Annotated in this window: 11 protein-coding genes; all 11 read left to right on the top strand. The window is 39.4% G+C overall.

Going from position 1 to position 13505, the window contains the following annotated elements; genetic code table 11:
- The first annotated feature begins 7 nt into the window (after positions 1–7).
- The gene (locus AO498_RS11655; protein WP_067547722.1) at positions 8–1219 is read left to right on the top strand and encodes a tyrosine-type recombinase/integrase; all 1212 of its coding nucleotides are present in this window, start codon (positions 8–10) and stop codon (positions 1217–1219) included.
- A 4-nt stretch (positions 1220–1223) separates the two neighbouring features.
- On the top strand, positions 1224–2009 hold the full coding sequence (locus tag AO498_RS11650) for a hypothetical protein (RefSeq protein ID WP_067547718.1): 786 nt from the start codon (positions 1224–1226) through the stop codon (positions 2007–2009).
- Between the two features lie 92 nt (positions 2010–2101).
- The gene (locus AO498_RS11645; protein ID WP_067547717.1) at positions 2102–2452 is read left to right on the top strand and encodes a helix-turn-helix domain-containing protein; all 351 of its coding nucleotides are present in this window, start codon (positions 2102–2104) and stop codon (positions 2450–2452) included.
- Between the two features lie 137 nt (positions 2453–2589).
- A complete protein-coding gene (locus tag AO498_RS11640; protein WP_148660231.1) occupies positions 2590–3303 on the top strand; it encodes a hypothetical protein in 714 nt (237 codons plus the stop codon).
- On the top strand, positions 3300–3734 hold the full coding sequence (locus AO498_RS11635) for a helix-turn-helix domain-containing protein (protein ID WP_067547712.1): 435 nt from the start codon (positions 3300–3302) through the stop codon (positions 3732–3734). Before AO498_RS11640 ends, AO498_RS11635 begins: the two co-directional genes overlap by 4 nt.
- 783 nt (positions 3735–4517) lie before the next feature.
- On the top strand, positions 4518–5000 hold the full coding sequence (locus AO498_RS17420; RefSeq protein ID WP_067547706.1) for a T9SS type A sorting domain-containing protein: 483 nt from the start codon (positions 4518–4520) through the stop codon (positions 4998–5000).
- Entirely contained in the window at positions 4997–5611 is a 615-nt protein-coding gene (locus AO498_RS11620) for a hypothetical protein (protein WP_067547704.1), read from the top strand. The genes AO498_RS17420 and AO498_RS11620 overlap by 4 nt, the downstream gene beginning before the upstream one ends.
- Position 5612: 1 nt before the next feature.
- Positions 5613–7820: a DUF7151 family protein gene (locus tag AO498_RS11615; RefSeq protein ID WP_067547702.1), complete on the top strand. Its 2208-nt coding sequence runs from the start codon at positions 5613–5615 to the stop codon at positions 7818–7820.
- 158 nt (positions 7821–7978) lie between these two features.
- The gene (locus AO498_RS11610; protein WP_067547699.1) at positions 7979–9562 is read left to right on the top strand and encodes a type I restriction-modification system subunit M; all 1584 of its coding nucleotides are present in this window, start codon (positions 7979–7981) and stop codon (positions 9560–9562) included.
- Positions 9559–10740 carry a restriction endonuclease subunit S gene (locus AO498_RS11605; protein ID WP_067547694.1) on the top strand — a complete coding sequence of 394 codons (1182 nt, stop codon included), beginning with the start codon at positions 9559–9561 and terminating at the stop codon, positions 10738–10740. Before AO498_RS11610 ends, AO498_RS11605 begins: the two co-directional genes overlap by 4 nt.
- The gene (locus tag AO498_RS17330; RefSeq protein WP_067547689.1) at positions 10737–13502 is read left to right on the top strand and encodes an McrB family protein; all 2766 of its coding nucleotides are present in this window, start codon (positions 10737–10739) and stop codon (positions 13500–13502) included. Before AO498_RS11605 ends, AO498_RS17330 begins: the two co-directional genes overlap by 4 nt.
- The last annotated feature ends 3 nt before the right edge of the window (positions 13503–13505 follow it).

The following is a 13505-nucleotide window of genomic DNA, read 5'->3' as shown; positions in this document are numbered from 1 at the left end:
AGAAGTCATGGCAATCAAAGTAACCTTAAGACAAAAATCGATTTCTAAAGGGAGATCAAGCCTGTATCTTGATTTTTATCCTGGAATAACCAATCCCAAAACTGGTGAGAACACTAGGCGAGAATTCCTGAAAATGTATGTAAAGGACCCGATAAAATTCAAAAGCAAAAAGCTAGGAAATGGGTCTATAAAACAGGTGCCAATCTATTCGGAAAACCCTATAGTTAACCAAGCGATAGAGCAAGAAAATAATAATGCCCTTTCCATTGCCGAAAAAATACGATTGAAGCGAGAGAATGACTTGAACAAACCTGAAATTTATTCAGAGTTTGAAAAAGAAAGGCTAAAGCTTCAGGCAGCGGGTAGACAAGACTTCGTGGATTATTTCAGAAAGCTTTCTAAGAAACGGAAGTCTTCTAACTATGATAATTGGAACTCAGCTATAAAATACCTCGAGAGATTTACAGGTGGAATCTTACATTTTTCTGATTTGAACGAGAAGTTTCTTGAAGAGTTCAAACATTATCTATTGACCACTAAAAGTACAAAATCAAATGAGGCGACTCTTTCTCAAAATTCAGCCGTCTCCTACTTCAATAAAATTAAGGCGGCACTTAAGCAGGCCTACAAAGACGGAATACTTCAACAAGACCTAAACGCTAAGGTGTCGTCCATAAAGGAAGTGGAAACCAGAAGAGAATTCTTAACAGAACAAGAGCTCAACGATCTTGTAAAAAAACCTTGTAAAGATGAAATACTAAAGCGAGCTGCAATTTTCTCGGCGCTTACTGGCTTACGGTTTTCCGATATCGAGAAATTAACTTGGGCTGAGGTTGAATTCATTACAGGTAAGGGCTATTTCTTGAAGTTTCAACAAGAGAAAACTAGTGGAGTTGAATATCACCCTATTTCAGAGCAAGCATTCCTTTTACTAGGTGAAAGAGGCGATCTTACAAAAAAGGTATTTCATGGATTGAAGTACTCAGACTATAAGAACAGGTTACTCAAAAAGTGGATTGAATCAGCTGGCATATCCAAGAACATTACCTTTCACTGCTTCAGGCACAGTTACGCTACTTTGCAACTAACTTATGGCACTGATATTTACACCGTTTCTAAACTATTGGGACACCGTGAGCTTAAAACCACTCAGATTTATGCTAAAATAATAGATCAAACGAAGCGAGATGCTGCTGATAAAATCAAATTAGATCTTTAGGTCGATGAAAAGAGAACAAGTCTTATCAGAATATTTGGAAGCATTTGAGAATATTTTGAATGCTTTTTTAAATAATCATCTTCCACAAGAGGATGATATTTATATGGTTTATGATAATACACAGAAGTTTATAAATGCTCTTAGGGAGCTTTATTTATCTGACGATGAAAATAAGAAAGGTAAATACAGGAAAATTTACGACTCCCTATCAAATGCTTTTATCTATATAACTAAAGAAAATTTTCAAGTGGACCCTTCAGGTACATATTGGGAGCGGATTATTTTAAACTTAAATAGGGCCCATGCTCATATTTCAGAGCTTTATCATGAGAAAACCGAAAATTTTTACCCGCTTCCAAGTCCAAAGGTATCTATCCCCCAGCCTGATATTTCAATTGAGCATGGACCAAAAATTGAAAAAAGTTCTATAAAAGGTAGTGATAATGCTCCCTCGAATGATGAACCTGTAAAAAGACTATTGAGTCATTATAAGGGATATAGGATTTCGACCAAACACCATGTTTTATCCTATATTTTTGATTGCCTTGCGACAGATGAATCTTTTCCAAGTTCAAATGAAAGAACGAGATTAGAATATATTGGAAATGCTCGGTTAGGTGATCGTAAGGGAAACAGATTTTATAAAGTGTTCGGTGAAATTTTAATTGATAGCCTAAATTCAAAAACATATTTGAACATGATTGGTGGAGATTATTGGAAGGATATCGTAATTGAGCTTTCTCATCATCAAGAGGAAGTTAAAAAATACCTGGAAATCAAAGGTTTTTAATTTGGGCGAAACTTGGGCGAAACTTGGGCAAATTTAATAAGTGACGAGTAAAACGACTTTTCATTTTTGATGCATAAAAACAAAAGAAAACTATGCACAAAGTCGTATTTAGTCCTATTGATCCTGAGATTTTGATCAAAAAAATTTCAGAACGCGTTACAGAAAATATTCTAAGTGTACTCTGTGACCAAAAAACATCCGTAGCTCCAACGGATGACAAAGATCTTCTAACCGTAAAGGAGGCAGCAAAATTTTTGACGCTTGAGCCTTCAACAATTTACAGTCTAGTTCATCATGGAAGGATTCCATACATGAAGCCGGCCAAGAATTTATACTTCTCAAAATCGGATTTAAGGGATTATCTAATTAAGAATAAAAGAAAGTCTATTCAAGAAATTGAATCTGAGGCCGATTCATATATAAAATCCAAGCACCAGAAATGATGCTTTGTGGTGTCAAGTTTAGGCTTGACTATCTAGAGATAGGCAAGCTATTGAGTAACCCTAATCTTGAATTTAAGTCAGAATTCAGCCGCCAAACCGGAGAGATTGGACAATCAAGCATTTGTAACTACAATGGAATGACCATCCATATTAAGAGCTCTGGGTTTGGATACCTAAAAGGAAGTCTTCATAAGTTCAAGAACGAGGGAAAACACAACTATGATGATTTCACGTGGGATGAAGTCTTTCTAGTTGTAGATGAGCTCTCAGACACCTTTGGAATCAAGATTCGAGATTTGCCACTGATTAATTTGGAATGGGGAATCAATGTTGAAACCAAAATCCCTCCGAAGCAGATTCTTTCTGGACTAGTAATGCACCATGGATGTCGGTTTGACAAAATGTATGTTAATCCTGGTACACATTACGTCTGTTCTCATTCACAGTTCCGTGTGAAAGCGTATGACAAAGGAGTACAAAACTGCCTTGCCAAGAATCTTTTGAGAATTGAAATTTCGGCAAATAGGTCGAAGTTCATCAACAAGTTAGGAGTTTATAAGATAGGTGATCTAAAGAGGCCGGAGGCCAGGTTGAAACTTCAGAATGCATTGCTCTATGGCGGTTGGGCCAATACTCTTTTGATTGATCCGGGATTAATTGGATACAATCCGTCCAATCAAGATGAAATTATAAGAATCTCTCGATGGTCAAACCCGAATTTTTGGATCAATGCTTCCAAGCAAGTTCGTAGTTACCATAAAAGAGTATATGATCGATTTATCAATGAAGCTGGCTTTAATGTCAAACAAGCCATCTTTGAAGCTATGATGAAGAAGCTTTGGTCTATTTGACTAAGTTACAATACATACTAGGTGTAAATAGGTCAAAATTCAATTCTGAAAGCCAGATTTACCATTGCTCTAAGGTTGAAAAAAATTCTCATCAAACCTTTCTTGAACAAGGGTCTTTTACTCAAAACAAAAGAGAAATGTTTATGAAAGAAATCATGTTGATCAGTCTTACACCGGAGGAACTAGAAGGAATTATCCGTAAAGCAGTTCTAGATGCAATCAAATCTAATGTCCTTCCCTCTACTTTACCTGCACCAGAGAGATTTCTCACAAGAAAAGAAACGGCGGATAAACTTAAAATATCACTTGTCACACTTCACAGCTGGACGAAAAGTGGGCTAATCCCATCGTATGTTATTGGGGGTCGAGTATTATTCAAAGAGTCTGAAATTGAAAATTCTTTGTATAGAGTTAGAAATATAAGGTATTGATTAATTATAGAATAAGTGGTAAATTGAAGATCAAGCTTTAAGGAGAATGTAGTCGAAAAGTTGATTGTCCGATTTAAATTATTTTATCTTCTATTTGAAGATGTGGTAACCCCTCAATATCTCTACTAAGTATTTATTATATAGAATATGAGCGTTAGCCTCCTACATATTGAAGCTGGTATCAGATATTTTTTAACTGAAGGTAATGAGGAATTATCACCAGGAGAAAAGTTCGTATTGATACTTACTGCAAGGTTGCTTGATGAACATCAGGTGATATCAAAACAAGAGATTTGCGAAGTAAATCAAGCAAAGCCGGCTACTACCTATGGATTTTTAAAATCTCTTGAAAACAAAGGTTATATCAGGTCCAACCGATCCAATCAATACTACTCTAGGTCTTTTATAACCTTCACTGATAAAGGTTTGAACTTCAAAGTAAGATTGATTCGATTTATCAAATCTGGGAAATGAAATTTTGAACTTTTTCTAGAAAATCGCGACTGGATTCACTTAGATAAATAAAACTAAAGTTTAAATAATTTGAAACAACGTAAAAACGTGAAAATAATTTGAATATGACATCAATGATAGTATCAATGTATAAGGTATTGATATTCAAATATATAATAAATATAATCAAAATTAAAATTAGGTGACAAACTTGTTACCAATTAATTTACGAAATACTCCTTTGCCAAAATTAAGCTTGACCATACTTTTAATCGAGCTCTATCAATCCACGATCGGCTCGTTAGTGGTTCAAGACTTTAAATTTATTGAATGGCAAAAATTTCATTTCTTCTTCTTTTGGCTCTTTTTAGTCATTCACTAATAACCAAGGGGCAAACTGTTCAGAGGCAAACATTCAGTTCCCTTGGATTTATTCGTTCAGATCGAAGCTCACTATTACTTCATCATTCCGCAGGTCAACTAAGTGTAAATGGGTCTTTTTCAACTGCAAGTCAAGGATTTTTGAAAGGGTTTCTTCCAGCCAGATCTTTTCAAAAAATAGAGTCTTTTTCTGTGTTACCTTACCCAAATTCTTTTTCAGAAAGAGTCACCCTTCGGTTTTATCCAGAATCTTTTGGAGCATCAGAAATTACCATATACGATTTGTATGGGAAACGAGTATTTCATGACATTCAGAATCCAATTAATAATGAGGTTCATTTAAACCTTGAGTTTTTATCAAACTCGGTTTACCTCGTTTTCATCAAAGCTGGTAGCAGGATAACCCATACTAGAATCATCAAAAAATCATGAAACGATCCCTTCCTCTATTCATTTTCATTCTGGGACTAACCATAAAATCTTATTCCCAGGAAATATTCTTCCGGACTGGATTGAATCATACTAGTTACAATTTTAAAGATCAATATGGCTTAAAAATAACTGGTCTTCTGCCTGGAGTCGGATCTTCATATGGGTTAGGTATAGGCGTTCCATTTGCCCAAGAGTGGCTTAAATATGAGTTTGGATTAACAGTAAATTCTTTCGATGCTACTGGAGGTGATGTAAACAATAATTACAGTTGGAATACCACCTATGGAGGACTTACAAATACGGTGGCCTTCTATCCAACTTCTGGGGAATTGAGTGTGGGGATTTTAGCAACAGCAAGTGCAATGGGTATGATTAACGGCACCCAAGTTATTAATAACTCCAGATATGAACTTAGGAAAAACCCTGAATTCAGTGGGCTTTTGGTACAGCCTGGATTAGGTGTTTCTGTTTTATACAACATTTTCAATCAGGGGTACATAAGTCTACAATATGATTATTCACTTGCTTTTCGGCTAGGTCGAAAAACTGAAGAAACCCTCTCCTACCTCAACAATCGAATTCTATTTGGTATCCATTTTCAATTGGACTAACATGAAATATTTAAGCATTCTAGCTCTATGCTTTATTTCCATAAAGCTAGCTAACGCGCAGGTTCCTGGCATTACCTATCAAGCGGTTATAATGAATCCTGAAGGGAAGCCACTGCCAGGCGTCAATAATCCAGCAACTCCTTTGGCTGATCAGGAAATCTGTTTGAAATTTTCATTCCTAAATGACCTGGGAGTGGCTGAATATGAGGAAGTCATTCAAACCCAAACGGATGCTTATGGATTGGTGAATGTCATAATTGGAACTGGTGAGCGAATTGGAGGAGTCGTTGATTCATTTCAAAAGATCAGCTGGAATAGCCAGGCAAAAAATCTAGAAGTTTCACTGGACAAAGGAGGACTATGTGCAGACTTTAAATCTATTAGTATTCAACAATTCACAGCAGTTCCATTTGCAATGTTTGCCTTAAATTCAGGCTCATCCGAATCTAGTGGTTCGGTTGGAAAAAGTGCGTACGAGGTTTGGTTAGAACTTGGTAATACTGGCTCAGAACAAGACTTTATCAAATCCTTAGTCGGACCATCCGGTCCAAAGGGTGACCAGGGAAATCCTGGTCCTCAAGGGTTAAAAGGTGATCAAGGAGAACCAGGAATTGCGGGGCAACAAGGACCAGTAGGTCCAAAAGGAGATAAAGGTGATCCGGGTCCTGAAGGACCCCAAGGTCCAAAAGGAAACGATGGTACTGGCGTTGCCATTCTAGGTAGTTTGAATTCAGCGAATGATCTGCCTGAATCAGGAAGTCCTGGGGATTCCTATTTAATTGAAGGGATTTTGTATGTATGGAATCCAGTTCAATCCAACTGGGCAAGTGCTGGTAACATACAAGGTCCTAAGGGAGATAAGGGTGATCCGGGACCCGAGGGTCCTATTGGCCCACAGGGTGAACAAGGGGTGCAAGGACTAGCAGGTCCGAAAGGTGATCAAGGTGAGATGGGACCACAGGGTCCAAAAGGCGATCAGGGAGTTCAAGGAGTACCAGGACCACAAGGTCCGATTGGTCTACAAGGTGAGCGTGGCATTCAAGGACCAGTAGGTCCAAAAGGAGATAAAGGTGATCCGGGTCCTGAAGGACCCCAAGGTCCAAAAGGAAACGATGGTACTGGCGTTGCCATTCTAGGTAGTTTGAATTCAGCGAATGATCTGCCTGAATCAGGAAGTCCTGGGGATTCCTATTTAATTGAAGGGATTTTGTATGTATGGAATCCAGTTCAATCCAACTGGGCAAGTGCTGGTAACATACAAGGTCCTAAGGGAGATAAGGGTGATCCGGGACCCGAGGGTCCTATTGGCCCACAGGGTGAACAAGGGGTGCAAGGACTAGCAGGTCCGAAAGGTGATCAAGGTGAGACTGGCCCCCCGGGTCCAAAAGGCGATCAGGGAGTTCAAGGAGAACCAGGACCACAAGGTCCGATTGGTCTACAAGGTGAGCGAGGCATTCAAGGACCAGCAGGTCCTAAGGGAGATCAAGGTGAAATCGGCCTACAAGGATTACAAGGTCCGAAAGGTGATCAAGGATTGGATGGGAATCCCGGAAAAAGCGCATATGAAATATGGGTTTCCATTGGAAATATAGGTACTGAGGGAGAATTTCTTGAGTCATTAATAGGTCCAAATGGAAATGACGGAGCTCCAGGTATTAATGGGTTGAACTCTAGGATTAATATTATCAATGAGGCCAGTGGTGACAATTGTGCAAATGGAGGGTTCAAAATTGAGGTTGGATTGGATTCCAATAACAATGGAACTCTTGATTCAGAAGAAGTAAATCAGTCGGAATTTATTTGTAATCCTGTGGTTCAAACAACCAGGGTTTTCTCAATTGATACATCAGGAGAATATGAAGTGCCTCAAGGTAAGTCTTGGTCCATTAACAATGTTTTTACTAAGACAGATTCACCACCCCAAATAAAATGGGTTGGTAGTTTTAAGCGTTTTGAGTCCAGTGGCGTTGTTTGGACCGGGTATGGGACGTGGGTAATAATTGACTTTATGAATGGGATTTCCCTTAAAAAAACTTTAAATGAATATTGGACTAATGGCCAATGTTGTAATCTTGGTCCAGGTTCAACTCGAAATTTAACGGACTATATTAATCAAAGTGCTATCAACTTACCTTTACCTATAGTTTTAAATCCAGGATCAAAAATTATTGTTCAAGATGGGGTGATTTTAAACATCACAGAGAATTAATGAGGATTAAGTTTTTATGTTTGAAAATAGCGAATGTTTGTTGGAAACATCCAAACAGAAATCATTTTACAAACCAAAGTCCCCTCCCCCACTATTTTTCTTGATTTATTAACCCAAACAAACTAATTTTTGCATTCTAATTTTTCTAGTAAGTCCAAATGACCCAATCCGATATCAAGAACCTGGAGAAAGAACTCTGGGATGCTGCCGATGAACTTAGAGGTAATTCCAAACTAACCGCAGCCGAATACAAAGACCCTTTGCTTGGATTAGTGCTACTTCGCTTTGCACAGAACCGTTATGAGGATGCCAAAATCGAAGTGGAAAAGAAGCTCCCTATCAATCCAAGAACAGGTGAAAAACGGGAACCTACCAAGGATGACTTCGCAGCCGCAGGTGCAATCATGCTTCCTGAAAAGGCCAAATATGATTACTTAGTCGCCCTTCCTGAAAGTGAGGACATCGCTGAGGCCATCAACAATGCCATGAAACTGATAGAGGCCGAGTACCCTGATCTTGCAGGTATTCTTCCTAAAAGCTATCAGGAGTTTGACGCCAAGCTTTTGCGAGACTTAGTACGGGTATTCAATTCGGATGCCGTCAAGCATGCTAAGGGTGACGTATTCGGTCGGATCTATGAATTCTTCCTGATGAAGTTTTCCATGCAGGGTGCAGGCGCACAGGAAGGTGGAGAGTTCTTTACACCACCGTCTTTGGTGAATCTGATCATCAACTTCATTCAACCCAATCATGGGATCATTCATGATCCGGCTTGTGGTTCTGGCGGTATGTTTGTCCAGACGGCACATTTTATAAAAAGCCATGGAGGCGATCGATCGGTAAATGAAGCGATCACCATTTATGGCACCGAACTGAAAAGCAACAACGCCAAACTGGCGAAAATGAACTTGGCAATACATGGGATTGAGGGAAAGATTCAGGAAAGCAATAGCTTCTATACCAACCCTTTCAACCTGACAGGCAAGTGTGACTTCGTGATGGCTAACCCGCCTTTCAACGTGGATAAGGTGGATGCCAAAAACAAGTTCCTAACCGAAGATGATCGACTTCCTTTTGGAGCGCCCCTGACGGGTAAGGGAACCATTGGCAATGGGAACTACCTGTGGATGCAGTATTTCTATTCCTACCTTAATCCAACAGGCAGAGCAGGCTTTGTCATGGCATCCTCCGCTACGGATGCAGGCAATGCAGAGAAGCTTATTCGGCAAAAACTGATCGAAACAGGCGCTGTCGAATGCATCGTGTCTGTGAGCAACAACTTCTTCTACACCCGAAGCTTGCCCTGTCATCTTTGGTTTTACAACAAGGGGAAGAAGCCTGAAAACAAAAACAAGATCCTGATGATCGATGCCCGAAATGTGTACCGAAAGGTAAGCACCACGATAAACGATTTTACAGATGAACACCTGGAAGGACTGACCGCCTTAATCAATGCCTTCAGAGGCGATGAGCTTGGTGTAAGCCCTGACAATGCATGGTTCAACGAACACTTCCCTGGAGGCAAATACCAAGATGTGGAAGGGCTATGCAAGTTGGTGGACTTAGAAGAAGTGATCGAGCAGGATTATAGCCTGACGCCCGGACGCTATGTGGGAGTAAGTGTAGAGCTGGATATGGACTTTGACTACCAAGGAAGAATCAGAGAAATCCACTCCGAACTTGCGGAATTAAATAACAAAGCCAGTGACCTAATGTCTAAAATCCAATCAATTTCATTATGAAAAACAATTGGAGTAAAATCACATTAGGTGATGCAATTGAACTCAAAAGAGGATATGACCTTCCTTCTAATGATAGAGAAGTGGGTATAATTCCTATTGTTTCTTCTTCAGGCGTTACTGACTATCATTCAGTAGCCAAAGTCAAAGGGCCTGGAGTTGTTACTGGACGATATGGAACTATCGGTGAAGTTTTTTATTTGAAAGAAGATTTCTGGCCTTTAAACACGACTTTGTATGTCAAAGATTTTAAAGGTAATGACCCTAGATTTTTTAGCTACTTTCTTCTTTGTTTGGGAATTAAAGAATTAAATGCAGCTGGAGCTGTACCTGGAGTTAATCGAAATCATTTACATAAAATAAAGATTAGCCTCCCTTCTCCTCTCACCCAACGCAAAATAGCCGCTATACTTTCGGCCTATGATGACCTGATCGAAAACAACCTGAAGCGCATCAAGCTATTGGAAGAAAAAGCCCAACTCACCTATGAGGAGTGGTTTGTCCGAATGAAATTCCCAGGCCATGAAAGTACTCCTATCAATGAGGAGACGGGATTGCCGGAGGGGTGGGGATTTAAGTCTTTGGGCGATTTCACGGATGTTCTAAAAGGAAAAAATATTACAAAAAGTACTATCAGGGATGGGAATGTTCCTGTAGTTGCAGGCGGCCTTTTACCTGCATATTACCATGACACACCTAATACAAAAAGCCCTGTAATTACCGTGAGTGCCTCAGGGGCAAATGCAGGATTTACATGCTTATACCATGAGGACATTTGGGCTTCTGACTGCTCATACATTGATAGTTCAATGACGAAATATTTGCATTTCATTTATTCCTCAATGATTCATAATCAAGCTAAGATTTACCACTTTCAAAAAGGTGCTGCTCAGCCTCATGTTTACCCAAAAGATCTTAAGCGGTTGGAAATAATCATTCCAAATGAAGCATCGTTGAATACTTTTGAAGGGATAGGCTCTAGTATTTTCAGTTCTGTAAAGGTGTTTCAACAGCAAAACAAACTACTAAAAGAAGCCCGAGATATCCTTCTCCCTCGCTTGATGACTGGGATGATTGATGTGGAGAAGCTAGACCTTTCCGCTTTTGAGCAAGGGGATCAGGAGGAGATGTGGATGGCGGCGGAGGAATCAGAAACATATAGTAAAAAACAAAGCCTATGACCAAACAGGAAATAGACCAGGTTATCCAAGAAGAATTCTTTCAGGGGATTATTCAGGAAAAAGACTTTTACTTTTCAAAAGGTCGAGAAGCATTGCAAAGATGGCTAGACCTACAGGTATCCGATCAGTTGAAAGAGGATTTGATCCGTCTATCTGCTGATTATACTCAATTTCAGGAAATAGCAGAGGTTGATCCTGAAATAGGTAAAATTATGGAAATGCTCCTTGAGATTACTTCGTATTTAGATAGCCACGCAAAGGACAAAATCAAATACAATCAATATCCTGACAAGAGAACAGTGGCGAGAGCAAGTGTCCGTATGGGAAATTGGATTGATGGCTTGGTCAAATTGAAATTTAAAAATGCTGAAATCACTGGCCCGTCAATTAGTAATGCTTTCAATTACATCCTTTTACCCGAGGAAAACTCCCCACTTTTGAGTGAATCAATGAGGGAAGCGGTTACAAAGAACCTTTTCAAGCACCCCTATCGACCAGAGGACTTTATTTCAGATCTAAAAGAATACTTTGACAAATTCAACCTAAGCGTTGAAAACCCAGAAAACTACACCTTCCTTGTTTCAAATTTTCTATACAAATTTTATCACGAATGGGGAGAGCAGGTTATTGGACTTATGGCCTCTGATGGTACAGGCTGGCATGAAGGGGAATTGACTCTAGATACAAAGTATTCCGGATTAATCACATGGAATAGTAAGAAGCCTAGCGGGGGTGCGGAGACACTTAAATTTCTGCGGGGGATCATCAATAATGGAGAGACATTTCCCTTATATGTCTCCAGTAAAAACCAGGTTAGATACAGAATCGATGTAAAGGATTTTGTCACTTCCCAGAAGGAATTGGACAATGCCGGATGGGAGAAAGAAAACATCAAATATTACAAAAAGAATTTTTCGGATTTTAAGGATGATAATAAATCTGCCTATATCGTGTTTTTGGCAGAATCTATCAGCAAGATAGAGCCAAAGCCTATTGACGATTTTATTTTTTATAGGTCATACCTTAAGCCAACCCAGGATAATTTGTCTCCTATCAAGCAAATTCTTGGGGATGAAACTGAGTTAAGTCCATCTGCCCCCCAATCCGATAATTCTGAGACAAGCCCCTCTCCTCTTAATCAAATCTTTTTTGGCCCTCCCGGCACCGGAAAGACCTACCATACCATCAATGAAGCACTTCGGATTTTAGGAGTAGATGTCCAAGACAAACCAAGAGAACAACTCAAGGAAGAGTTTGATAAAAGGGTTGCAGCTGGTCAAATTGTCTTTACCACATTCCATCAAAGCATGAACTATGAGGAGTTCATTGAGGGAATCAAACCCAAAATATCGGAGGGTGAAGACGATGAGCAAAAAATAGATTATCAAATAGAGCCGGGCATTTTCAAGAAGCTAAGCATAGAAGCTTCCTTTGACCTAGCCAAGTCACAGATGTCAAAGGAAACTGAGGAAACCCTCGATTTTTCTAATCTGTATGACACATTCATCGAACAAGTAGAGGAAAAATTACTGAATGATGAATCAATAGAAATCAAAACCAAATCAGGTGGAACTGTCTTGATTGACCGAATCTCCCCACAAGGGAATATTATTGTCAAACACCCCAAAGGAACTAGAGAATACATTGTTTCAAAGGCAAGACTCACCAAGCTGAATAATGCTTTCGATAATCTAGACGCTGTCAGCAATATCAATGATGAATTCCGAGGAGTTATTGGAGGAAGTAATTCCTCTGCTTATTGGTCTGTTTTGAATGCTATCAAACAGATCAACAAGAAGGTAAAGGTTAAAATCCAAGAAAAAGCGTATTCCTTCGCCGATAAGGTGGAAGTGGTAAAGAAATTAACCAAAGAAGAATTTCAATCCTCCACAGGGAAAAATTTTGTGCTGATTATTGACGAAATCAACAGAGGCAATGTATCCCAGATTTTCGGTGAACTGATCACCTTGATTGAACAGGATAAACGATTAGGCAAAGACGAGGAGCTAAAAGTGACTCTCCCCTACAGTAATGATAAGTTTGGAGTTCCATCCAACCTATACATAATTGGAACTATGAATACGGCAGATCGAAGCGTGGAAGCTTTGGACACTGCATTAAGGCGAAGATTCAGCTTTAGGGAAATGCCACCAATACCCGAACTCCTTGAGCCGACCTTGATGCTTCAGCGGCTATGGTTGAAGTACGCAGACTTAGATTGGGATGATCCAAGATGGATTTCAGTTGAAGCAGACTTCCTTGAGCTGCATAAGGCAAAAATTAACAATCGAAAGGCTTATGAATCATTGGAACATGAAAATGATTTCAGCCTTTTACCTATCAGATTCAAAGAGTTGATCCAGTTTGAAGGTATCAACCTGGAAGTTCTACTAAAAACCATTAATCGCAGGATTGAAAAGCTCCTAGACCGAGATCACCTTATCGGTCATAGTTATCTGATCCAAGCTTATTCTTGGGCCGAATTGGAGAAATCCTTTTACCAAAACATCATCCCTTTACTTCAAGAATACTTTTATGGGGACTATGCCAAAATTGGGGCTATTCTGGGTGAAGGATTTGTCAGAAAACAAGATGATAACCTAATCGAGTTTGCATCCGGATTTGAGGCTGAAATCGACAATGAACGAGTCATTTATCAAATCATCGATTACAGAGAAGGCTACCCAGGAAACCAATACAAGCAACCTGATATGACTTTTCAAAAAGCAATCCTCCGATTAATGAATCTACCTATAGCATAGACC

The sequence above is a fragment of the Algoriphagus sanaruensis genome (genome assembly GCF_001593605.1).
Lineage (GTDB): Bacteria > Bacteroidota > Bacteroidia > Cytophagales > Cyclobacteriaceae > Algoriphagus > Algoriphagus sanaruensis.
This window is presented reverse-complemented; position numbering and strand designations above follow the sequence as displayed.

Coding starts and splice junctions, on each gene's coding strand:
- AO498_RS11655 (WP_067547722.1), top strand. CDS start 8: ATGGCAATCAAAGTAACCTTAAGACAAAAATCGATTTCTAAAGGGAGA.
- AO498_RS11650 (WP_067547718.1), top strand. CDS start 1,224: ATGAAAAGAGAACAAGTCTTATCAGAATATTTGGAAGCATTTGAGAAT.
- AO498_RS11645 (WP_067547717.1), top strand. CDS start 2,102: ATGCACAAAGTCGTATTTAGTCCTATTGATCCTGAGATTTTGATCAAA.
- AO498_RS11640 (WP_148660231.1), top strand. CDS start 2,590: ATGACCATCCATATTAAGAGCTCTGGGTTTGGATACCTAAAAGGAAGT.
- AO498_RS17420 (WP_067547706.1), top strand. CDS start 4,518: ATGGCAAAAATTTCATTTCTTCTTCTTTTGGCTCTTTTTAGTCATTCA.
- AO498_RS11620 (WP_067547704.1), top strand. CDS start 4,997: ATGAAACGATCCCTTCCTCTATTCATTTTCATTCTGGGACTAACCATA.
- AO498_RS11615 (WP_067547702.1), top strand. CDS start 5,613: ATGAAATATTTAAGCATTCTAGCTCTATGCTTTATTTCCATAAAGCTA.
- AO498_RS11610 (WP_067547699.1), top strand. CDS start 7,979: ATGACCCAATCCGATATCAAGAACCTGGAGAAAGAACTCTGGGATGCT.
- AO498_RS11605 (WP_067547694.1), top strand. CDS start 9,559: ATGAAAAACAATTGGAGTAAAATCACATTAGGTGATGCAATTGAACTC.
- AO498_RS17330 (WP_067547689.1), top strand. CDS start 10,737: ATGACCAAACAGGAAATAGACCAGGTTATCCAAGAAGAATTCTTTCAG.